Here is a 23850-nt window from a genome sequence, read left to right on the forward strand (position 1 = left end):
ACCTTTGCCGGGCGTCTGGTACTTCGTCACTTGCCAAGCACCCGGCCTTCATCTTCTTCATCCCATACCTCATGCTTTTTGAAAGGTAATTCCCATGAACCACACGCTTGACCTGACCGGTTTCAAACCGAAGGCTATTACACCGTTCTCCATCACCCGCAATGATTGGGGCGTGGCACCGGACGGCACCGCAGTGGACTTCACCAACTACTACATGACCTTCGACGGCAAGCCGTTCTACGGTGTCTGCGGCGAATTCCACTACTCGCGCATGAACCCCTCGCGCTGGGATGAGCAGCTCGCCAAAATGGCGGCCGGCGGCGTGAACGTCATCGCTACCTACGTGTTCTGGAATCATCATGAAGAGCATGAGAACCAGTGGAACTTCAGCGGCCGTCGCAATATTCGCCGATTCATCAAGCTGTGCGCCAAGCACGGGCTTAAGGTCATCGTGCGCCTCGGACCGTTCGACCACGGCGAAGTGCGCAACGGTGGCATCCCGGATTGGATGTATGGCAAACCCTATGAAGTGCGTTCCGTTGACCCCGGCTTCCTTGACAAGGTACGCGACCTCTACGCACATGTCGCCGCTCAGCTCGACGGTCTGTATTTCAAGGATGGCGGACCGATCGTCGCCGCCCAGCTCGACAACGAATACATGCACTCCTCCTCCCCGTGGGAGATGACCACCGGCATCACCAACGAATGGGTGCCTGGCGGCCACGACGGTTTCGCCTACGTGCATGCGCTGCGCCGCATCGCCGAAGAAGAAGGCATTTCGGTGCCGTTCTACACCAACACCGGTTGGGGCGGCTCCCCGGTGCCGGATGACGTGCTGCCATTGTGGGGCGGCTACGCCTACCGTCCGTGGCTGTTCTACGCTGGCCCCGGCGAGCACCCGGTCACCGACGAATACGTGTATCGCAACTTCCACTCCAACGACTGCCCGCGCGGCGAGGAATTCGCACCCACCTATGAGCCGGAAACCAAGCCATACGCCTGTTGCGAGATGGGCGGCGGCATGTTCAGCTCCTACAACTACCGCTTCGTGCTGCCGATGAAGTCGGTGGATGCCATGTCCAATATCAAGATGGCATCCGGCTGCAATTTCCTCGGCTACTACATGTTCCAGGGCGGCTCCAACCCGATCGGTGACGGCATTTACCTGAACGAAAGCCAGCTGCCGAAGATCTCCTATGATTTCCAGGCTGCACTTGGCGAATTCGGCCAGACGCGCGAATCCTACCGTCGTATGAAGGCCGTGCACTACTTCGCCCTGGCATTCGCCGACCGCCTGTGTCCGCTTGGCGTGGCCGTGCCGGAAGGCCAGGAGTCGATTGCGCCGACCGACCTGGAGCCGCTGCGCTGGTGCGTGCGTACCGATGGTGAGCGCGGCTTCGTGTTCCTCAACAATTTCCAGGATCATGCCAGCATGCCGGCCAAGCATGGCGAATCGGTGTCGGTTACCTTGGCGTCCGGTGAAACCGTGACGTTCGACGGCATTGGCCTGGCCTCCGACGAGAACTGCATTCTGCCGTTCAACATGGATCTCGACGGCGTGACGCTTACTGCTGCCACCGCGCAGCCGGTTACCGTGATCGCCCCAGCCGGTGCCGATCATCGCACCTTCGTCTTTTTGAAGCCCGACGGCATGGATGATTGCTGGTTCCGTTTCGCGGACGGTACCGTGCATCATGTGCCGGCGGAGGCAGAAATGGAAACCTTCCTGGTCTCGGACGGCAATGGCCACACCGTGGATATCGTCTGCGTAAGCCGTGCTAAGGCCGATTCGATGACCGTGGTTGCCAACGGCACCGCCTTGGTCTTCGCCGGCGATGCAGTCTCCCAGGATGCTGCCCAGCCGAGCATCACCAATCATGGCTCTGCCGTCTACGAACTCGATGGCCGCATTATTGTGGAATCCACCGAAGCCGCAGTTCCTGTGACCTCATACCCAGCTGAATTCCTTGCCGAGCAGAGCGTACAGTACAAGCCGGTTGCCGTGGAGCCGAGTGTGCAGAAGCTCTCCGACACCCGCTATGTCATCGACCTGCCCGACGATCTGCTCGCTGCCGACGGTGTGACTGATATGCGTCTGCGCGTGCGCTACTCGGGTGATATCGGCTGGCTGTGGTGCGGCAGCGCGCTAGTGGACGACAACTTCTGCAACGGCGACGTATGGGAGATCGGTCTCAAGGAATACGTGCAGCTGCTCGAAGACCATCGCAACCAACTGGTGCTGACCATCACGCCGATCAAGGAAGGCGCCAACGTGAACGTGGAATCCGCAATGGCGGCACGCATGGAGAACGTCGACGGGCAGCAGGCCGGTCTGGAATCCGTTGAGTTGCAGCCGGTGTATCAGACCGTGTTGCGCGCAGCGTGATTGCTGGATAATCGCGCGATGATGGGATGGCTTTACGGTGTATGCCGGGGCCATCCCATATGTGTTATTACGGAAATTGCTGCGGCGGCTTCACTGATGGGCGAGGTGCAGCAATCAAGCAGAGGGGGAGCGGCGCTTCCATGAATCATGATGTTGACATATTCCGTAAGTCCAAAGCGGTGCTGTGGGACTTGGACGGCACGTTAATCGACTCCGACCCATACTGGGTGACTGCCGAGCGCGCGTTGTTGGAGTCTCACGGTGGCGCTTGGGATAATGCACTCGCCGAGGCGATGCAGGGCGCTTCGCTGCCAGTATTGACGCGACTGTTGCGCGAGCGCGGGGTTGCGCTGCCGTCCGATGAGATAGTGAAGCTGCTCACCGACGAAGTCATGCGTATGGAATCGGAACATCTGCCGTGGGTGGAAGGTGCGCGAGAACTGCTTACTCGGCTTGCGTCTGCAGGGATTCCGTCCGTGCTGGTGACCGGCTCACCTCGCACTATTGCGGATAATGTTCTGCGGCAGGCGCCGGCTGGTGCGTTCGTCGATGCAATCAGCGGCAGTGATGGATTGCCGCCAAAGCCTAGCCCCGAGCCTTACGTGCAGGCTGCGCGAATGGCTGGTGTTGCCCCGCGCGACTGCGTCATTTTTGAGGATTCCTTGCCTGGGCTTGCCGCTGCGCGTGCCTCCGGTGCGGTTGTTGTTGCCGTCACTGGCCATGCGCGCGTGGATGTGCGCGGTTGCGGACTGTATGACCTTGCTATCCGCGATTATCGCGAAGTGTGCAAGAACTAGCTCAGCAGGAATGCGATAAAGGCGATAAACACTGGGCTGGTCATCGTGCTGAACAGAATGCCGTCGCGCGCAAAAGTAAGACCGACGTTGTAGCGGGCAGCGTAATTGTAGACATTCTGACCGGTCGGCAGTGCGGCCAAAACTACGCAAGCGTACAGCTCGGGGCCGCGGAAGCCCATCATGAAGTAGGCGAGCAGGAACGCGATAATCGGCATCACGATGTTCTTCAGCGCTGCCACGGTGAAGATGGCTGGAATATCGCCCTTCTTCTGTAGCGGTTTGGTGCCGTGCAGTGACATGCCAAATGCCATCAAAATCATTGGCACTGCAGATTCACCAATCATATTGATTGGGTCATAGATGAAGTTCGGTACCGGAAACCAGCCGAGCTTGGCATTCAGGGCAGAGACCACAATGCCCAGCAGCGAGCCAATCAACAGCGGTTGATGCAGCGGTTGCTTGGCGATTTCCTTAACCGACACCTTGCCCTTGGTGGTCACATCCAGCACGGTCAAACCAATCGGTGTGAACAGTGCCTGTTGCATCACCAGAATCGGGGCAACCAGTGCGCCGTTGCCCAGAATGTAAGTGGCGACAGGCAGACCAATGTTGTTGGAGTTCAAATACAGCGAGTTGAGTGCGCCGATGGTGGCGTCCGGGGCCTTCAGATGGAAGAACATCTGATTGAGTACGAGGAACACAATGCCCACCAACATGGCGGAAAGGAATGCCACGATAATCGAGGGGTGGAAGATGTCGAAGATTGGCTCCTTGGAAAGGATTGCGAACATCAGGCACGGGCTTGAGACGAAGAAGGAGAAGCGGTTCAGTACCATTTGTGCGGATGGGCCGCCAATGCGCATGCGGGCCGCCACGTATCCCACGAAAATCACGATGCCGATCACGCAGAAGCCCTGCATGGCGCTAATCAAACCGGTCATATTGTTGCTGATGCCTCCCTCTACCGCACCTAGTGTGGCACATGGAGCTGTATATGGTGCTCAAATCTCACGGTACGGGCCATATAGCGGACACGATGGCTTGTGATGTGCTCCATAGGAGTTTCGTAAAGAACTTCGTACCCATTCTGTTGTTGCCGCGGCATACCGAGCGCTAGGCTTTCGGGAAATCCGTGGCTTCGCCCCGAATTTCTTGCACTGACGTTCACTCAGCGCAAGAAATTCCGGAAAATAGCCTTATGCTCCCGAAATTCTGTCACTGACTGTGACTCAGTGCAAGAAATTCGGGACGAAGCTGCTGATTTCCGGAATTTCTTGCGCTAACCGAGACTGACTGCGTCGCTTGCCGCCGCGCACGGTACGCTGGTGGGTATGATGCTTGAATTGAATCGCAATATCTCCAAAAACGAGCAGCTCACCAGTTTGTTGACTCAAATTATGGAGAACTTCTCCGTTTCCGATAGTGAAGGACCTCTCGCCGATGAGATTGAAGCCTTCCTGAAGACCCAAGAGCACCTGACCGTCCGCCGCCACGGTGATACCGTGGTGACCTCCACCGACTTCGATAAGCCCAGCCGTGTGATTCTCGCCGGTCATATCGATACCGTGCCGGTGATCGACAACTTCCCACCTCGCTGGCTTGAGCCCGGTGACCCGCTGATTCGCCAGGATATCGCTGAAGCCCACCCGAACGAGCGCGTGCTATGGGGACGCGGCGCCACGGATATGAAGGCATCCGACGCAGTCATGCTCTACCTCGCCGCCACGCTCGATGGCCGCACGGTGGAAAGCGACCCCAAAGTCGACCTCACCTATGTGTTCTACGATCACGAGGAAGTCGCCGCCGAAAAGAATGGTCTGCGCAAGGTGGTCGAATCGCACCCCGACTGGATTCAAGGCGATTTCGCCATCATCGGCGAACCCACCAGCTGCGGCATTGAAGGCGGTTGCAACGGCACGATTCGTTTTGACGTCATCACCCACGGCGTCGCCGCGCATTCAGCCCGCGCATGGATGGGGGAGAACGCCATCCATAAGGCGGCCGATATTTTGAACAGGCTCAACGCCTATGAGCCGGCTACCGTGAACGTGGATGGTCTCGATTATCGTGAAGGACTCAATGCCACGCTGATTTCTGGAGGCAAAGGCACCAACGTCATCCCCGATGAATGCCGCGTGCATGTGAACTACCGTTTTGCCCCGGATAAGTCGCTCGAAGAAGCCAAAGCGCTGATGATGGGCGTTGATGCAGGTGCTGAGCTCGGCAACGGCGAGCATACCGCCACTGGCGGTGTATTCGAGGGCTACGGCATTGAAATGAAGGACGAATCGCCTTCAGCTCGCCCAGGCCTTACCGCACCTCTCGCACAGGATTTGGTACGACTGGTCAAAGAGCGCACTGGCCGCGATCCGTTGGCCAAGCTCGGTTGGACCGATGTGGCACGCTTTGCGATTCTCGGCATTCCAGCTGTGAACTTGGGCGCAGGAGATCCACTACTCGCGCACAAGCATGATGAGCAGGTTCCTGAGTCTGATTTGATTGCGCTCGCCGATTTGCTGTTGGCTTGGCTGGTCTGATTCACGCATGATTTGCATCCGACTTCACTGTCTCGACTGCGCTATGCCTCTACCGTGCACGTCGCCGTCCAAAAGTGTGGCATACTGAAAGACGGTGGTTCTGCATGACCATCAGCGTGTGAAATGGCGTCGATCCCCTTGCGGCTCTCGAGAAAGAGACAACGCAAGCGCCGGTGTCCGCCGTTCGCAGGACAGACTTTAGACGAAGTTGCCTCTACGCAGAGCGTGTTTTCGCGCGGCCACGGTGAGAGCGTGGTGTGAGTGAAGCGTATAGGCCTGGATGGCGTCGCGATGCAGCGCGCCGCAAGGAGCATTGTGCCCACTGAAAACCCTGAAGGTTTCGTCAGCGGCGAAACCGATAACTCAACCGTATCCAATGCCGGTTCCCAGAGCTCGGCAAGCAATGCTGTGCCCGCTGCGGCGTCTGCTGCTCCGGTGACTCGCCGCCGTCGTGGCGGTCGCCGTGTGGTCCGCGGAGCTGGTGCTGCGGGCGCATCTTTGGAGCTGCAGGTGCAGGATCATTCTGCGCCGCTGTTTGAGGCTCCAGTGCTGCCAGCTGCATCTCAGCCTGCTGTTGAGGCTTCTGCGGCAAAGACTGACAATGTTGCTGCATCTGCACCTGCTGCTTTTGACGATGAGGATGATCGCCCGGTTCGTCGCCGTTCCCGCGTCCGTCATTTTGACGATGACGCTGATATTGAGGAGCGTCCGGTTCGTCGCCGTCGCCATGCCGATGATTTTTCTGATGAGGGCGATCGCCGTGGTTCTCGTTCGGAACGCACTGATCGCGCCCATCGTGTTGTGCATGAGGACGATCAGGAAGAGCGTCTGCTCGACGCTGTTGATTCTCTGCCGGAAGGCCATGACTCCGTACGCCGCGGTAAGCCGATGACCTCGCTGCTGTTCCAAGAGCCTGTTCTGCCGTCAACGCGCTACAACAATCATCGGGATGATGACGAAGAAGAGGATGAAGACGAGCCGCGTTCCCGCCGCCGTCCGCATTCCCGTCGTTTCGATGATGATGCCGATGCCGAAGAGCGCACTACGACTCGTTCTCGCCGCCGCTCGCGCGATGATCGTGCGGATCGCGATGATCGTGACGATGATCGCGATGCTCGCCGCCGTAACGACAGCGAGAGCGCCAGCAGCAATGGTGATGCCGATGCTGATTCCACTGAGGATACCCGCCGTTCGCGCCGTTCCCGCCGCCTGAATGCGCAGGAGCGCCGAGCTGCAGCTGAGGTCGAGCAGATTGAGGAAGACCTCGAGCTGGACGATATTGCATACGCGCCCATCACCGAGGAAGAGAACGATGGTGAGGAGGAGTCCGCTGATTCCACCCGTACCCGTTCTCGCCGTCGCCGTCGTCGCGGATCCCGTGGCGAATCCGCCGCTGTTGACTCCGATACCGCTGAGAGCAGTGAGGAAGAAGCCCGCGACGAGCATGAAAGCCAGGAAGATGATGGTGAGCAGACCATTACTCGTCGTCGTCGCCGTCGCCGCGGCAGCAAGAACGCTGAAGTTGCCGAGGAATCGCAGGCTGAAGAGCAGCCGACCATCCGTCGCTCTCGCAAGCAGCAGTACATCGACGAAATCACTGATGTTGAAGGTTCGACTCGACTCGAAGCCAAGAAGCAACGTCGCCGTGACAACCGTCGCGAACGCAGCCGTCAAAGCCAGCTGATGGAGCAGGATTTCCTTGCCCGTCGCGAGAACGTGGACCGTTTGATGGTGGTGCGCGAACGCGAACATCACACTCAGATTTCCGTGGTCGAAGACAACGTGCTCGTGGAGCATTACGTTTCCGATATCCAGGAAGTGCAGACTGTTGGCAACATCTACCTCGGCCGCGTGCAGAACGTGCTGCCGAGCATGGAAGCCGCCTTCGTGGATATTGGTCAGGCGCGCAATGGCGTGCTGTACGCCGGTGAGGTCAACTGGGATGCCGCTCGACTCGAAGGTCAGCCTCGCCGCATCGAGCTGGCGTTCAAGTCCGGCGATCCTGTGCTGGTGCAGGTTACCAAGGATCCGATTGGTCACAAGGGTGCGCGACTGACCTCTCAAGTCACGCTTGCCGGCCGCTTCCTGGTGCTCGTGCCGTCCGGTGGTATGACTGGTGTGAGCCGCAAGCTGAGTGAACGCGAACGTAGCCGCCTGAAGAACATCGTCTCCAAGATTGCGCCGAAGGATATGGGCATCATCATCCGCACGGCTGCTGAAGATGCCTCCGAAGAGGCCATCGTCAAGGATCTGGAATCTTTGGTCCGTCAGTGGGAGCGTATCAACGCTAAGCGTGAGGAATTCTGGCACGGCAAGCGCCCGAAGCTGCTGCAAGGCGAGCCCGACGTGGCTATTCGCGTGGTGCGTGATATCTTCAACGACGACTTCAACAAGCTCATCGTCGAAGGCGATAAGGTTTACGACCGTATCGAGGAATACCTCGACACAATGGCCCCTGACCTGAAAGACAAGCTGGAGAAGTGGGATCCGGCCGAGCATGAGGGCAAGGATGTGTTCGACAAGTGGCAGATCGACTCCCAGCTACGCAAGGGCATGGAACGCCAGGTCTACCTGCCGTCCGGTGGCTCGATTGTCATCGACCGTACCGAAGCCATGACCACTATCGATGTGAACACCGGTCGCTTCATCGGCCGCGGCAAATCCCTTGAGGAGACCGTGACCCGATGCAACCTCGAAGCATCCGAGGAAATCGCTCGTCAGCTGCGCCTGCGCGATATCGGCGGCATGGTCATGATCGATTACGTCGATATGGTGATGCCCGCCAACCGTGATTTGGTGCTGCGCCGCTTGGTGGAATGCTTGGCGCGCGACCGCACCAAGCATCAGGTGGCTGAAGTGACTTCGCTGGGCCTGGTGCAGATGACGCGTAAGCGCATCGGTCAGGGCTTGGTGGAGGCCTTCTCCGAGGAATGCCCGACCTGTAAGGGCCGTGGCTTCATCCTGCATGATCAGCCGACCGTCTCGGCCGATTACGATGACCCGTACGCGCTTCGCGGTGGCGACCCGTTCGTCAAAACCAACAAGCACGGCCGCGGCACCACCCCAGCTCCGGAACCGGCAGGGTCCAGTGCTGATGTCAAGGCCAAGCTGGCTCAGATTGCGGCCGCTGCGGTGGCTGCGAACAACGCCGGTGAGGAGTGACAAGCGCCGTTTGACGAACGGCTTTATAGCACAGTGCGAGACTGCAATCCCCGATGTGGCGCTTTTCCGCGCCGCTTCGGGTGTGTCGTGCTTGACACGCGGGTATAAATCAGTTGATTTAGTCCGCGTGTAGGTGTAGATTCGAAACTCGGTGTCTGACCGCAGGCTCGGTGCGCGTTGGGCAAGGAAGCTTTCCAAAACATAAAAGGAATTACTATGTACGCGATTGTGAAGGCCGGTGGCCATCAGGAAAAGGTCGAGGTTGGCGATACCATCCTCGTGAACCGTCTCGACGCTAAGAAGGGCGACACCGTGGAGTTCCCGGTTGCTCTTCTGGTTGACGGCACCAAGGTTACCCTCGGCGCTAAGGATCTGGCTGCTGTCTCCGTCAAGGCTGAAGTCGTTGACGACGAGGCCAAGGGTCCGAAGATCAACATCCAGAAGTACAAGAACAAGACCGGTGTTGCTCGTCGTAAGGGCCACCGCCAGAAGCTGACCGCCGTCAAGGTCACGGCGATCGCCTGAGTCATAGAAAGGACCATGAATCATGGCACATAAGAAGGGTGCGTCCAGCTCTCGTAACGGTCGCGATTCGTCGCCTCAGTACCTCGGCGTGAAGAAGTTCGGCGGTGAAGCTGTCGTGGCCGGCAACATCATCGTTCGCCAGCGTGGCACCAACTTCCACCCGGGCCAGAACGTTGGCATGGGCAAGGATCACACGCTGTTCGCCCTTGCTGACGGCTCCGTGAAGTTCGCTGTCCGCCGCGACCGCAAGGTCGTCGACGTGATTGCTGCCTGAGCGATCGCTAGACTTCTAGCAGACTTACATAAAACCGCACTGTGCGCTTATCCAAGCGCCAGTGCGGTTTTTCATTGTTGTATCCGATCTTGCTCGAGGGAATGGCACAGTGCGCTCTGATGAGCGCTGCTGAGTGAGCTACGCCTCAAGCAGACGGCCCATCACCCCCAATCGGTAGAGTGGAATGTTATGAGTGATTTTGTGGATAGAGTGACCGTCCATGTCAAGGGCGGAGACGGCGGCAATGGCTCGGCAGGCATCCGCCGTGAGAAGTACAAGCCGCTGGCCGGCCCGAATGGCGGTAATGGCGGCGACGGTGGTTCCGTAATCTTCGAGGCAACCCGTAACGCAACCAGCCTATTGGATTACCGTTTCATCCCGCATCGCACCGCAGGCAGCGGCACGATGGGCTTGGGCGACAACAAAGACGGCTCCAAAGGCGCTGACCTGATTCTGCCGGTGCCATGTGGCACGGTGATTTTCGAAGCTCGCGGTGCACAGGGCAAGCCGAAGCATCCTGGTGAGCAGCTCGCCGATTTGCGCCACGAAGGTGACCGTTTCGTTGCTGCAGAAGGCGGCAACGGCGGCCTCGGTAACATCGCACTGGCCAATAAGACCCGTCGTGCACCTGGCTTCGCTCTGCTTGGCGAGCCCGGCGAGGAACGCGATGTGATTCTTGAGCTGAAGTCCATCGCAGATGTGGCTCTGGTGGGCTTCCCGTCTGCCGGCAAGTCCAGCCTGATTGCCGCGATGAGCTCGGCCAAGCCGAAGATTGCTGACTACCCGTTCACCACGCTGGTGCCGAACCTCGGTGTGGTTATCGCGGGCGATTCTCGTTACACCATCGCCGACGTGCCTGGCCTGATTCCGGGTGCTTCCGAAGGCAAGGGCTTGGGTCTAGAATTCCTGCGCCATATCGAGCGCACGGAAATCATCGCCCATGTGATTGATTGCGCCACCCTTGAGCCCAACCGCGATCCGATGTCCGACTACGAGGCACTCGAAAGGGAGCTCGCCCTGTATGCGGACAAGCTGGAGCTGCCGCTCGGCGCAATTCCGATTCCGGAGCGTCCGCGCATCATCATCCTGAACAAGATCGACGTGCCGGAAGCCAAGGAACTCGCCGATTTCGTCAAGCCGGAGTTCGAGAAGCTGGGCCTTAAGGTCTATGAGATTTCCACCGCCTCCCACGCCGGTTTGAAGGAACTGAACTTCGCGTTGTCCGGTTTGGTCAAGGAGATGCGCGAGGAGGTCGCCAACCGCGAACAGGCCGAGGAAGAGGCCCGCGTGGTTATCAACCCGCTGGAGACCGGCCGCCGTCAGCGTCGCAACGCTGCTGGCAAGAACGGCACTCAGCTGGACTTCACCGTGGAGCGCCGCGAACTTGGCGACGGCGAAGTGTTCTACGAGGTGCTGGGCACTAAGCCGGAACGTTGGGTGATGCAGACCAACTTCGATAATGACGAAGCCGTGGGCTACTTGGCCGACCGCCTGGCCAAGCTGGGCGTGGAAGATGAACTACGCCGCAAGGGCGCCCACCCTGGTGACGAGATTCGCATCGGCCGTGGTGCTCGAATGGTCGAATTCGATTGGGACCCGACCATCTCCGCAGGTGCTGAGAACCTCGACGGTTCCAACTTGGGTGCTCGCGGTAAGGATCTGCGACTTGAAGAGCAGGATCCGCGCGCACGCCGCCGCTCCAATGCGGAACGCCGCGCCCAGTACCACGAGATGATGGACGCCCGCGCCGCCGTGCGCGAAGCCATGATGGCCGAACGCGCAGCCGGCCACTGGGCCGATCCGTCCATCGACGATGATCGCCACGACGAGACCAGCCTCTTTGGTCACGGCGAAGATACAGAAGAAGAGTAATCATGAGCACACCGAGCCAAGCCGAGGTTCGCAGAAGTATTGCTGCAGCCGGCACCATCGTGGTCAAAGTAGGTTCCAGTTCGCTGACTCAGCCAAGCGGCCATCTTGACCCCGCCAAGCTGGATGCGCTGGCCGCGGCCTTGGCTCAGGTGCGACTGATGGGCGGCCGCGTAGTACTGGTCTCCTCCGGTGCTATTGCGGCCGGCTTTGGTCCGCTCGGATTCGACTCGCGCCCTGCCGATGTTGCGACTCAGCAGGCCACCGCAGCAGTTGGCCAAGGCCTGCTGATGGCCCGGTATGAGACTGCGTTCGGTCGGTTCGGTATCCGCGTGGGCCAAATTCTAATTACTGCTGAGGATACGATTCGTGCCACGCAATACCGCAATGTGCAGCGCACGCTGGATCGTTTGCTCGACCTCGGCGTGGTGCCGATCATCAACGAAAATGATTCGCTGGCCTCCAATGAGATTCGATTCGGTGATAATGACCGACTCTCCGCATTGATTGCCAACCTTGTGCGCGCGGAGGCGTTGGTACTGCTTACCGATGTGGATGCGCTGTACACGGCACCGCCTTCCCAGCCTGGTTCGCATCGAGTGGAATATGTGCCCAATGTGATTGATGCGTTGGGTGATATCACTGTTTCAGGTTCCGGTTCCAAAGTCGGCACGGGCGGCATGGTCACCAAGCTGGAAGCCGCTCGTGTGGCAGCTGTTTCTGGTATTCCGACCGTACTGACCTGTGCGGCAAATGCTGGCCCGGCCATGATGGGAGACCCAGTGGGCACGGTATTCGCGCCTGTGAAAGCGCGCGGTTCTTCACGCCGCTTGTGGATTGGTTTTGCCGCCGAGCCACGCGGCAGCATTATGGTTGATGCCGGAGCTGCCAAGGCCATACGTGGTGGCCGCGCGTCGCTGCTTGCGGCCGGTGCACTTGAAGCACGTGGTGATTTCTCCGCCGGTGACCCGGTATGGATTGATGATGAAGCCGGTACCCACTTGGCTCGCGGCCTCGCCGGTTTCGATTCCGAGGAAATTCCGCAGATGCTCGGCCGCAATACCGCACAGCTCAAGCGGTTCCTCGGCCCCGAGTATGCGCACCCGCTGGTGCACCGCGACAATCTCGTGCTGGTGTGACATTTCCTCCACGGTGTAGCAAATCTCTTGTAATACAATCTCTAAAAATGGCGTTATTCCGCCAATGTGAATAATGAGGGTTGCCACACGGTGGAGTATTTACAACACCGTGGAAGGGTGACTGGCTATAACGGCACTCACCCTTGGCAACATCGTGTGTTCGGGCTATCGTGTGAACCATGACTATGGCTGAATGGCAAACACTTTCCGACCGTATTAACACCGTGGCCCCAAGTGCCACCCTCGCCGTTGATTCCAAGGCTAAGGCAATGAAGGCTGCTGGCCTCGATGTTATTGGTTTTGGCGCTGGCGAGCCGAACTTCCCGACTCCTGCCAACGTAGTCAAGGCAGCCGCTGACGCTTGCCTCGACCCGAAGAACTACAAGTACACGCCGACCCCGGGTCTGCCGGAGCTACGCGAGGCGATTGCCGCCAAGGTGCTGCGTGATTCCGGCTACGAAGTCACCGCTGATCAGGTGGTGGTGACCAACGGCGGTAAGCAGGCTGTGTATGAATCCTTCCAGATTTTGCTGAACCCTGGTGATGAGGTCATTATCCCGACGCCGTACTGGACCAGCTACCCGGAGGCTGTGAAGCTGGCCGGTGGCGTGCCGGTTGAAGTGTTCGCTGGTGCTGATGTGAACTTCGAGCCGTCACTTGAGGCTCTGGAAGCCGCTCGCACCGAACGCACCAAGGCCATCATCGTGAATTCTCCGAACAATCCGACCGGTGCCGTGTGGAAGCCGGAAACCGTGGAAGCCATCGGCCGCTGGGCTGTGGAACATCACATTTGGATTATTTCCGATGAGATTTACGAGCACCTGAACTATGACGACGCACACACCACCTACATCGGTGCGGCGGTGCCTGAATGCCGTAATCAGCTGTTGGTGCTCAACGGTGTGGCGAAAACCTATGCCATGCCGGGTTGGCGCGTGGGCTGGATGGTCGCTCCGGTTGAAGTGGCCAAGGCTGCCACCAAGCTGCAGGGCCATATGACCTCGAACGTGGCCAATATTTCTCAGCGTGCTGCTCTGGCCGCTGTGGCAGGCCCATTGGACGAGGTGTACAAGATGCGTGAGGCCTTTGATGTGCGCCGTAAGGCCATCGTGGCTGCTCTGAACGATATCGAAGGCGTGCATTGCCCGACACCGACCGGTGCGTTCTACGCATTCGCAGACATCACTGCTCTGCTCGGCAAGCCGCTTGGCCCGAACGGTACCGTGTGCGCCACTTCCGCCGATTTCGCCGCGGCTCTGCTCGACGAAGCTCATGTGGCTGCCGTGCCCGGTGAGGCGTTCGGCGCCCCCGGCTACCTGCGCTTCTCCTATGCTCTGGCTGACGCTGACCTGGCCGCAGGCATGAAGCGCTTCCAGGAGTGGGCCAAATAAGCGCGACACGCGATTTGCTTTAATCCACCTCAGCCGTTACTATATCGATTTGGCGGTTTTCGCCGTGGCGGAGCGTTCTCTAGAGAACATCGGCCGAGGTGGATAACACCTAGGGAAGTGGCGCAATTGGTAGCGCAACGGTCTCCAAAACCGTAGGTTGTGGGTTCGAGTCCCGCCTTCCCTGCCAAGTTTTCTAATAATCAAGCAGCTGACGCGAGGTACAGAATGGCTAAGACGAGCAAGAATGAAAAGGCAGTCAAGCCGAATGTCTTCATGCGTATTGGTCTGTTTATCAAGCAGATCGTCGACGAGCTTCGCAAGGTCGTTACTCCTACTGCCAAGGAACTCTTCTTCTGGTCTCTGGCTGTGTTCATCTTCGTGCTGCTGCTGATGGCCCTGGTCACTGGCATGGACTTCGGTCTGGGCAAGGCGACTCTGTGGCTGTTTGGCTGATTCCAACAACCTAAGGTGAAACACACTCATGAGTGACGAACTGAATCTCGAGAACCTCGACGCTGTTCTGCCGAACGAGGGAACTGAAGCTGAGGCTCCGGCTGAGGTTGAAGCTCCTGAGGCCACTGCTGAGGTTCCGGCTACTGAACCGGCTCCTGTTGCATCCACCGAAACCGGCGATGCATCTGTGGCGTTGGATGAAGAAGACGAGACCGAGGTCAACGAGTCTGAAGAAGCTGAAGGCACCGATGCTGGTCAGCAGGCCGTTGAAGAGTTCTCCAAGTCTCTGCGTTCCCTTGACGGTAAGTGGTATGTGCTCCACACCTACTCTGGTTATGAGAAGCGTGTGAAGACCAACATCGAATCTCGCGTGGCTTCCTTCGGCATGGAAGATCAGATTTTCCAGGTTGAAGTTCCGATGGAAGAAGTCGAGAAGCACACCGAAAAGGGCAAGAAGGTTATTACCCGCGTTCGCGTCCCTGGTTATGTGCTGATTCGTATGTGGCCGGATGAGAATGCTCGCCGCATTGTTCGTGAGACTGAAGGTGTCACTGGCTTTGTTGGTCCGACCAAGGATCCGGCTCCGCTTTCCCGCAAGGAAGTCGTCCAGATGATGGCTCCGATGATTGCTTCCGAAGCTCTCAAGGCTGCTGGCGACAAGCCTGCCGCAGCCAAGAAGCGCAAGGTTGAAGTCTCCTACGCTGTTGGCGATCAGGTCACCGTCACCGATGGTCCTTTCGCCACTATGGAAGCTGTCGTATCCGAGGTCGAGCCCACCACTCAGAAGCTCACCGTGCTCGTGTCCATCTTCGGTCGCGATACGCCGGTGGAGCTGGGCTTCCACCAGGTCAAGAAGCTGGATTAAGGTTTTTGAAAGAGCTCGACTTCGGTCGGGCTCTTCTTTTTATCCAGGCCTACCCGCATTTTCATCTATACCTCTGCCCACATCGTCCAGAATTGGGAGATTGGGGCTGTTTTCCTGAATTATGGACGATGAATGAGTCTGAGCGTCCAAAATTCGGGGTGATGCGACTGGACGCCGTAGAAGGGCTGCCATCGTTGTTTACGATGGAGATGTTCATAGCCGTAATTGAATGTTGCGAAGCGGCGTGTTGTCCAATCGGCCTCGCATAATAGGAAAGCTTGTGTCTGGAGGGAAGACCCGCTAGCACAGCACAGCAATTATAAGTTGCGGGAGGAGACCGGTCTCGGACCAGCAGCCTCAATCACACACGGATAAAAAAATGAGTCAAGACTGTGTGCGAATGAATGCTGAGAATAGATTCGGCCACCATTCGAACCGCGTTATAGAAAGAAGAACCATATTATGGCTCCCAAGAAGAAAGTCTCAGCGCTGATCAAGCTGCAGATTCAGGCAGGCAAGGCCAACCCGGCCCCGCCGCTGGGTCCGGCTCTGGGTTCCCACGGCGTGAACATCATGGATTTCTGCAAGGCATACAATGCCCAGACGCAGGACAAGATGGGTCAGGTCATCCCTGTCGAGATCACCGTTTACGAGGATCGCTCCTTCACCTTCGTTCTCAAGACCCCGCCGGCAGCAGCTCTGCTGAAGAAGGCCGCTGGCATTGAGAAGGGCACCGAGAACCCGCTGACCCATAAGGTCGGCTCTGTTACCAAGGCGCAGGTCCGCGAAATCGCTGAGATCAAGATGGAAGATCTGTCTGCTCGCGACATCGAGGCCGGCATGAAGATCATCGAGGGCACTGCTCGCTCGATGGGCATCACGGTTACGGACTGATAAGGAGATAGACAGATGGTAAAGCGTTCCAAGAAGTACCGCGAAGCCGCTGAGCGCGTCGATCGCAACAACCTCTACACCGCCAACGAGGCCATCGCTCTCCTGAAGAGCATGCCCTCCTACAACTTCGACCAGACCGTCGAAGCTGTGTTCCGTCTGAACGTTGACCCGCGCAAGGCTGATCAGCTCGTGCGTGGCACCGTCAACCTGCCTCACGGCACTGGTAAGACCGCTAAGGTCCTCGTGTTCGCTCGTGGCCCGAAGGCCACCGAAGCTACCGAGGCTGGCGCTGACATCGTCGGCGATGACGACCTGATCGCAAAGGTTCAGGACGGCTTCCTCGACTTCGACGCCGTGGTCGCTACCCCGGACATGATGGGCAAGGTCGGCCGTCTGGGCCGTGTGCTCGGTCCGCGTGGCCTCATGCCGAACCCGAAGACCGGCACCGTGACTATGGATGTCACCAAGGCTGTCAAGGACATCAAGGGCGGCAAGATCGAGTTCCGTGTCGACAAGAACGGCAACCTGAGCTTCCTCATCGGCAAGCTGAGCTTCGATGAGTCCGCTCTGGACGAGAACTTCAAGGCTGTGGCCGACGAAGTCAAGCGTCTGAAGCCGACCACCGTGAAGGGCCGTTACCTGACCAAGGCAACCATCACCTCCACGATGAACCCGGGCGTTCCGGTTGACCCGAACACCCTGGCCTGAGCGAGGCTAGCTGAATAAGCTACTCAAGGGGGACTTTCCGCCAAGGGAAGTCCCCCTTTTCGTGCCCTCCTGCATCAGAACAATCAGGACGCATCAGGAAACTGCATCAGCACATTCACCACAAAGAACCCATCTTGATACTGCATATCAATCATGCCGTCGTATTGATTGACAATGGCTCGCACAACTCGCAATCCAATGCCATGATGTTGAGCATCGCGTTTCGTTGTGCGCAGCAGTCGGTTGTTGGACAACACATCATGTGCGGAACGATTACCGATACTGATCCGTAAAAATCCCTTCACCTGCTGAATCTCAATATGTAGCTCGCGTTGCCCTTCGGCTTTCTTCACGCTTGCGTCAATCGCATTGTCCAGCAGATTAAGCATGAGCGCGCATAGGTCCTGATCATTGAACGGCAGATTTGCGGGCACGGTAAGATTCGTTGTCACCGCAATATGCGCGCGTCGTGCCTCGCCAATTTTCTGCGTAAGTACCAAATCCAAAGTTGGATTGCCGGTGTTGATCTCATCCATCGACGTAAGACGGAAATTGAGCTCCGTATCCAAATATTGTTCAAGCGTAGTGTATTCATGCCGCTTGACCAGCGAATCGATGTAAAAATACGTGTTCTTCATCTCGTGTCGCTCTTTACGGAACTGGTCAATCGAGGCACGCGATCGTTCGAATTGTTCAACTTGCGCATTCAGCCGCGTGTTCACCGCAGCCATTTCGGCATTGCGCTTCAATTCAGTGGTGGAAAGATACGTGAGTATATAGTTCAGCGTCACCAACCAGAACACAATAAGGTTAAAAGCCAGCAGATGTTCACTGTTAGAGCCAAAAATCTGGCCCGATAACGTGGCGATAATCGTAATCGTGAAGGTGCACAGTGAGAATGTCAGCCAATAGCGGCGAGGCAATCGCACAGTCGGAGCGAATCGGATAAGGAACCATCCGCAGGCAGCCAGAAGCGCGTAATACATCAGATACCAGAGTCCCGCAGACCATGTTCCGGAATCTGCAATATCAACTCCCGTAACTATGACGGTAAGCGGCAGCAACATTGATTTGAGCATCACCACAGCGAAACCAGTGGTAACAACAAATCCGCATTCATTCAGAAATGACCCGCGCAAAACGAGCCGTGCGAACAGCATTGTGCCAAGGAACAGAAACATCACGTACGCGGTATATCCGCCGTACAGCATTTCCACAGGGCGATACATCAGAAAGAACACTACAGATGCGGCCAGCACAACTGCCGCATGCGCCACCGGACGCAAACGCGTCGCATAATTGCAAGACGCAACAATCAGCATATATAGAAACGAACATGCTGCTTCCACGCCTACCCATGATGGTGCAAACAAAGCATCGAAAATTGCCGCCATCAGCAGTTCCTCTCTGATGAGTCTGTGTTGTGCAGCACATTCTGCCGATTCATCACAGCCATGAACGCGGTTTTGACTGCCTCGCGGTGACTTCTTCCAATCGGTATCATGCTGCGATTATCCAAGGTGAGTGAATCTTTGCCGATGGAAAAGATGAATCGGCAATTTACCAGAAAACTACGGTGACATTGCACGAATCCGTATGGCGCCAAACGCTCAGCCAATGCGCCTAATCGGCATTGGATTTTCGTGGCGCCGGTGGTCGTGGTGAATAAACATTGCTTGCCCATCGCTTCAATCACCATAAGCTGCTGGACATCGAACGAATAGATGTTGCTGGAATGTAATTCCTCGATAGTGACCAAGGTTTTGCGCGAGTCGCGTAACTCGCGAGTCACGGCTTGCACCAGATGCGGCAGCCCCTCCAGGAAATGACTTTTCCGCAGAAAATACAGTGGCTGAACATCAAAAGTTTGGAACACCATCTCCTCTTTATTGGAGATAAACACTACTGCGGTATGCAATCCTGAGTTACGCAGTCGTTTGGTTAATTCGATGCCGTTGAGCCGTGGCATATCAATGTCGAGAAACAGTACATCGTAGTGCGTGCCGCGTTCGATGGCTGCGAGCAGTCGTTCCGGCTTGTCATAGGCGTCGAACGACATGGACAGTTGCGATGCGGCGAATGCTCGATTCAGCAGTTGATCGATATAGGCAAGACTGTTGGCATCATCCTCGCAAATTGCAGCCCGATGCTTTACCTGTGCAGCCACGTTGCTCTCCTCCTCGATGCGTGTTGCTGCCATTGTAAAAGGGGCCTGTCTGCGTCATCAACCGCGAATACAGCTATTCATTCCATATTCGTGCTGTTCATTCCAAACAAGGATTTACGCGTTCCGATAGCGGCAATCTATTGAATGACACAACAGTTGGTATGCGCTGAAGCATACTTCTCAATGACAGGAGAATCCAATGGTGAAGAAGGATCGGCGGTGGGTCAAACCGTTGATTATCGCTGTAGTGGTGCTTGCGATAATCGGTTTGGGATATGTGGCCTATCTCAAAATTTATGACATGCTGTTCGGCGGCGCTGTTGCCGTCAGCATTCAGGATGTGTACACCACGCTGAACGCGATCAAATGGCCGATTATCATCGCATTGCTGGTAGTTGTTGCTGCCATCGTGGTGAGCGTGGTTATTCGCCGGCAGCAGTCGGTGGCAGTGGTCAAGCTGGTGCGTTGGCAGAGCGTTGTCGCTTCTGTGATTGCAGTGGTTGCTGCATTCAGTGTGATTACGCTCAATATTGAATATTCGCTGATTAACAAGGTGATGACTGGCTCTAGCGGCTTGTCTGCGGCTACGAAGCAGACTTCGCAGAAGCTCGGTGAGCAAATTACCGGAGAAGGCATCGTACTGCTGAAAAATGAAGGCGATGCGCTGCCGATCAGCACATCAACCAAACTCAATGTGTTCGGCTGGGGCAGCACAAACGCCACGTTCGGCGGCACCGGCTCGGGCAGTGTTGATGAGACCACAGCGGTTTCTTTGATGGAAGGTCTGCACAATGCTGGCTTCAAAACCAACGAAACTCTGACCAAGTTCTACACTGACTATCGCGCCGATCGTCCATCGGTAGGCATGATGTCCGTTGACTGGACTGTTCCACAGCCCACCATCGAGCAGTACGACAAAGCCGGCATTTTCGAGAACGCTAAGGAATACTCCGATACCGCGCTCGTGGTGATTTCTCGCTCCGGTGGCGAAGGCATGGACTTGCCGGATAAATACTCCACTGAGTCCAATTACAACAAAACTCAGCAGGGTAGCGATGTGGTGTATTCAACCCAGAAAGATGATATCGATAGCAGTAAGTCATATCTCGAGCTGACGAATCGCGAAACGCAGATGGTTGGCCGCGTGACCAAGGAATTCTCCAACGTGTACGTGGTGATCAATTCAGCAAGTCCGATGGAATTGGGTTGGCTCGACCAGTACAACAGCATTAAGGCTGCAGTATGGTGCGGTGGCGCATCTGCAACCGGTTTCAATGCGCTGGGCGATGTGCTTTCCGGCACAATCAATCCATCTGGTCGCCTGGTTGATACGTATGTGTATGACCTGCGTTCAACTCCTACATTCAACAATTACGGCAACTTCACATACGACAATTCCACTGAGATTACCGGTTCCGATAAGAACGTTGCCAAGTTCGTGAACTATGTTGAAGGCATCTACGTCGGCTACAAGTATTACGAAACCGCAGCGGCGGAAGGCACTATCGACTATGACAAAACCGTGCAGTATCCGTTCGGCTACGGCCTGAGCTATACGACCTTCGACCAGAAGATCGCATCCTTCGATCGTTCTGGTGGAAAGACCACGGTGAAGGTCAAGGTGACGAACACTGGTGATACAGCCGGCAAGGATGTGGTGGAACTGTACTTCACCCCGCCGTATTACAACGGCGGTATTGAGAAGGCCAGCACGAATCTGCTCGACTTCGCTAAAACTAAGGAGCTGAAGCCGGGGGAGTCGCAAACCGTGACGATTTCGTTCAACGACGAAGACCTTGCCTCCTACGATGATCAGAACGCCAAGGCGTATGTGCTGGAGCACGGTGATTACACGATCACGTTGAACTCGGATTCGCATACGGTGCTTGATTCCCGTTCATTCACCGTTGGCAACGATGTGATCTATGACGATGCGCATGATGGCAAGCGTTCCACCGATCAGGTTGCCGCAACCAACCAGTTCGATGATGCTCGCGGTGACGTGACGTATCTCAGTCGTACCGATCATTTCGCCAACTATGACGAAGCGACTGCCGCACCGACGAATAAGACCATGTCCAAGGATGAGATGGCCGTCTACACTGCCAAGTCAACATTTGACGCCTCTGATTATGACAAGGGCGCCACGATGCCGACCACCGGTGCCAAGAACGGTCTGACCATTCAAGACATGACCGGTGTTGACTACAACGATGCGAAATGGGACAAGCTGCTCGACCAGCTGACCGTTGATGAAATGACGGATGCGGTTGCTGATGGCGGATTCCATATGATTTCGCTCAAGTCGATTAACTCCGGTGAATCGGTGGATTCGGACGGTCCGGCTGGCCTATCCAGCAACTTCAATGCCAGCATGAAAGGCACTGCTTTCCCGCCAGCTGTGATGATTGCGTCTACCTGGAACAAGGATTTGGCCAAGCAGCGCGGCAAGCAGGTTGGCGTTGAGGGCAAGGAACTCGGCATCACCGGTTGGTATGGACCTGCCATGAATATCCACCGTTCCGCGTTCTCCGGCCGTAACTTCGAGTACTACTCCGAAGATGGCACGATGTCCGGATTCATGGGCGGTGAAGAAGTCGCCGGCGCAACCGAAGAAGGCATGATGACCTACGTGAAGCATTTCGCCTTGAACGATCAGGAAACCAACCGCACCAATGGTTTGTGCACATGGACGACTGAGCAGTCCATCCGCGAAATCTACCTCAAGGCGTTTGAGAGGGCGTTCAAAGACGGTAAGAGCTTGGCCGTTATGACATCCTTCAACTCGATTGGCGCTCGCTGGGCCGGAAGCAACTCTTCGCTACTGCAGTCTGTGCTTCGTGACGAGTGGGGATTCCACGGTGCGGTGGAAACCGATGCTATGGATCCGCTGGCTGACTTCTATATGGATCTCAACCGAGGCATTCGCACTGGTTTGACTCACGGTCTATCTATGACTGGTGGTGATGGTCTGATTGCCAATACGGATTCCGCAGGTACGGTGACGGCATTGCGCAAGGCGATGCACGACAATTTGTACGCCGTTGCCAATTCCACAGCTGTGCACAAGGATGCTTCCATGCCAGTGTGGGCCAAGGCCGTGATTGCCGCTGATGTGGTAATTGCGCTGCTGTTGGTTGGCAGTGAGGTGCTGGCAGTGATGCGCTACCGTGAGCGCAAGCAAGCAGCTGCAGTAACCGTCAATCAGATAGGTCAGTAAAACTGAATTACTTGTGATAACCGTTATTTGATAGATCTCCTCCTTGGATCCGAGAACACGGTTATCCGTTTGAGTGGGTGATATTCGAGCACTGCCCTGCTTGAATATCACCCTTTGTTATGTGTGATTGATTCAAGGATTTTGCATCAATGGCGTTTATTGCTCTGTGCCTATGGGTCGAAGATCTCTTTGGCTCCTCTCATGGGTGAGGGGAGCTGTCCGCGTGTGTGGGCTGGAGAAGTTGAACTGAGGGTGAATTGTTGCGACATGCTGGTGTATGGGTGGGTTTGCTGCTTCATAGTGATGCAAAGAGGGATATTCTGGTATCGAAACAGCGTTCGAGGGCTGTTTGCGACACGCCGAGGGAATCGCGTCATGATGCCGATTCCTTGGGGTCTCGTGCGCCTTGATTTGCGTGAATCACGATGACCGTGTAAGTTTATCCCTTGCTGCCGCTCAGCGAGTGGTTCTCTGGTTCAGAGAGCTTCTTGGTGAATGTGTGGTGGTGGTTTGAGAACTCAAGAGCGTGTTTGTACTACTTCTTTATAGTCAATGATTGCCAGCTTGTCTCGTGCCTGGCCGGTTTGGTCGGGTCCTTGGTTGGTTGAAACGGGACGAGGTTTTTTGAGTGTGAGCGTCCTTTCCTTATTAGGACGTTCCTGTCAATTTTGTTTTTGAGAGTCATCTATTCGATGTCTTTCCGCATTGTTTTTTTTGTGGAGGGTTCGATTCTGGCTCAGGATGAACGCTGGCGGCGTGCTTAACACATGCAAGTCGAACGGGATCCACCAGCTTGCTGGTGGTGAGAGTGGCGAACGGGTGAGTAATGCGTGACCGACCTGCCCCATGCTCCGGAATAGCTCCTGGAAACGGGTGGTAATGCCGGATGTTCCAGTTGATCGCATGGTCTTCTGGGAAAGCTTTCGCGGCGTGGGATGGGGTCGCGTCCTATCAGCTTGACGGCGGGGTAACGGCCCACCGTGGCTTCGACGGGTAGCCGGCCTGAGAGGCGACCGGCCACATTGGGACTGAGATACGGCCCAGACTCCTACGGGAGGCAGCAGTGGGGAATATTGCACAATGGGCGCAAGCCTGATGCAGCGACGCCGCGTGAGGGATGGAGGCCTTCGGGTTGTAAACCTCTTTTGTCAGGGAGCAAGCGAGAGTGAGTGTACCTGTCGAATAAGCGCCGGCTAACTACGTGCCAGCAGCCGCGGTAATACGTAGGGCGCAAGCGTTATCCGGAATTATTGGGCGTAAAGGGCTCGTAGGCGGTTCGTCGCGTCCGGTGTGAAAGTCCATCGCTTAACGGTGGATCCGCGCCGGGTACGGGCGGGCTTGAGTGCGGTAGGGGAGACTGGAATTCCCGGTGTAACGGTGGAATGTGTAGATATCGGGAAGAACACCAATGGCGAAGGCGAGGTCTCTGGGCCGTTACTGACGCTGAGGAGCGAAAGCGTGGG

Annotated in this window: 17 protein-coding genes, 1 tRNA gene and 1 rRNA gene; 16 read left to right on the forward strand and 3 right to left on the reverse strand. The window is 56.6% G+C overall.

Translation table 11 applies throughout. The features are described from left to right. The first annotated feature begins 94 nt into the window (after positions 1-94). Together BISA_RS07815 and BISA_RS07820 are read left to right on the forward strand one after the other, a co-directional pair. Complete coding sequence (locus tag BISA_RS07815) at positions 95-2386, forward strand: beta-galactosidase (RefSeq protein ID WP_033891255.1); 2292 nt, start codon at positions 95-97, stop codon at positions 2384-2386. A gap of 140 nt (positions 2387-2526) precedes the next feature. Then, the gene (locus tag BISA_RS07820; protein ID WP_033891256.1) at positions 2527-3183 is read left to right on the forward strand and encodes an HAD family hydrolase; all 657 of its coding nucleotides are present in this window, start codon (positions 2527-2529) and stop codon (positions 3181-3183) included. Here BISA_RS07820 and BISA_RS07825 read toward each other — a convergent pair. Then, on the reverse strand, positions 3180-4124 hold the full coding sequence (locus tag BISA_RS07825; RefSeq protein ID WP_033891257.1) for an AEC family transporter: 945 nt from the start codon (positions 4122-4124) through the stop codon (positions 3180-3182). The two genes, BISA_RS07820 and BISA_RS07825, sit on opposite strands and share 4 nt — an antisense overlap. 390 nt (positions 4125-4514) lie before the next feature. Here BISA_RS07825 and dapE point away from each other — a divergent pair, with 390 nt between their 5' ends. The 12 genes from dapE (at position 4515) to rplA (ending at position 17000) form a co-directional block, all read left to right on the forward strand. After that, positions 4515-5720 (forward strand): succinyl-diaminopimelate desuccinylase, encoded by a 1206-nt coding sequence (gene dapE, locus BISA_RS07830; RefSeq protein WP_033891258.1) that lies wholly within the window; start codon positions 4515-4517, stop codon positions 5718-5720. 315 nt (positions 5721-6035) lie between these two features. Further along, positions 6036-8882 carry an Rne/Rng family ribonuclease gene (locus BISA_RS07835; protein ID WP_420308649.1) on the forward strand — a complete coding sequence of 949 codons (2847 nt, stop codon included), beginning with the start codon at positions 6036-6038 and terminating at the stop codon, positions 8880-8882. A 216-nt stretch (positions 8883-9098) separates the two neighbouring features. After that, positions 9099-9407 (forward strand): 50S ribosomal protein L21, encoded by a 309-nt coding sequence (gene rplU / locus BISA_RS07840; protein ID WP_033891261.1) that lies wholly within the window; start codon positions 9099-9101, stop codon positions 9405-9407. Between the two features lie 22 nt (positions 9408-9429). Further along, positions 9430-9681: a 50S ribosomal protein L27 gene (gene rpmA / locus BISA_RS07845; RefSeq protein ID WP_033891262.1), complete on the forward strand. Its 252-nt coding sequence runs from the start codon at positions 9430-9432 to the stop codon at positions 9679-9681. A 189-nt stretch (positions 9682-9870) separates the two neighbouring features. Beyond that, positions 9871-11553, forward strand: a complete 1683-nt coding sequence (obgE, locus tag BISA_RS07850; protein WP_033891263.1) for a GTPase ObgE — start codon at positions 9871-9873, stop codon at positions 11551-11553. Between the two features lie 2 nt (positions 11554-11555). Then, on the forward strand, positions 11556-12689 hold the full coding sequence (gene proB / locus BISA_RS07855) for a glutamate 5-kinase (RefSeq protein ID WP_033891264.1): 1134 nt from the start codon (positions 11556-11558) through the stop codon (positions 12687-12689). 185 nt (positions 12690-12874) lie between these two features. Then, a complete protein-coding gene (locus BISA_RS07860; protein WP_033891275.1) occupies positions 12875-14080 on the forward strand; it encodes a pyridoxal phosphate-dependent aminotransferase in 1206 nt (401 codons plus the stop codon). Positions 14081-14191: 111 nt separating this feature from the next. Then, a tRNA-Trp gene (locus BISA_RS07865) sits at positions 14192-14267 on the forward strand. Between the two features lie 38 nt (positions 14268-14305). After that, the gene (gene secE / locus BISA_RS07870; protein WP_033891266.1) at positions 14306-14533 is read left to right on the forward strand and encodes a preprotein translocase subunit SecE; all 228 of its coding nucleotides are present in this window, start codon (positions 14306-14308) and stop codon (positions 14531-14533) included. A 28-nt stretch (positions 14534-14561) separates the two neighbouring features. Then, entirely contained in the window at positions 14562-15398 is an 837-nt protein-coding gene (gene nusG / locus BISA_RS07875; RefSeq protein ID WP_033891267.1) for a transcription termination/antitermination protein NusG, read from the forward strand. Between the two features lie 462 nt (positions 15399-15860). Beyond that, a complete protein-coding gene (rplK, locus tag BISA_RS07880; RefSeq protein WP_025222166.1) occupies positions 15861-16292 on the forward strand; it encodes a 50S ribosomal protein L11 in 432 nt (143 codons plus the stop codon). Between the two features lie 15 nt (positions 16293-16307). Continuing rightward, complete coding sequence (rplA, locus tag BISA_RS07885) at positions 16308-17000, forward strand: 50S ribosomal protein L1 (protein ID WP_033891269.1); 693 nt, start codon at positions 16308-16310, stop codon at positions 16998-17000. 83 nt (positions 17001-17083) lie between these two features. Here the strand turns inward: rplA and BISA_RS07890 are convergent, their stop codons facing one another. Beyond that, positions 17084-18394 carry a sensor histidine kinase gene (locus BISA_RS07890; protein ID WP_033891271.1) on the reverse strand — a complete coding sequence of 437 codons (1311 nt, stop codon included), beginning with the start codon at positions 18392-18394 and terminating at the stop codon, positions 17084-17086. Continuing rightward, positions 18394-19200 carry a LytR/AlgR family response regulator transcription factor gene (locus tag BISA_RS07895; RefSeq protein WP_081890065.1) on the reverse strand — a complete coding sequence of 269 codons (807 nt, stop codon included), beginning with the start codon at positions 19198-19200 and terminating at the stop codon, positions 18394-18396. The genes BISA_RS07890 and BISA_RS07895 overlap by 1 nt, the downstream gene beginning before the upstream one ends. A gap of 166 nt (positions 19201-19366) precedes the next feature. On the opposite strand from BISA_RS07895, the gene BISA_RS07900 reads away from it, so the two are divergent. After that, the gene (locus BISA_RS07900; protein ID WP_051917416.1) at positions 19367-22387 is read left to right on the forward strand and encodes a glycoside hydrolase family 3 N-terminal domain-containing protein; all 3021 of its coding nucleotides are present in this window, start codon (positions 19367-19369) and stop codon (positions 22385-22387) included. A 713-nt stretch (positions 22388-23100) separates the two neighbouring features. Further along, positions 23101-23850 (forward strand): 16S ribosomal RNA (locus tag BISA_RS07905); the annotation flags it as partial.

The sequence above is a fragment of the Bifidobacterium saguini DSM 23967 genome (assembly GCF_000741715.1).
Classification (GTDB): domain Bacteria; phylum Actinomycetota; class Actinomycetes; order Actinomycetales; family Bifidobacteriaceae; genus Bifidobacterium; species Bifidobacterium saguini.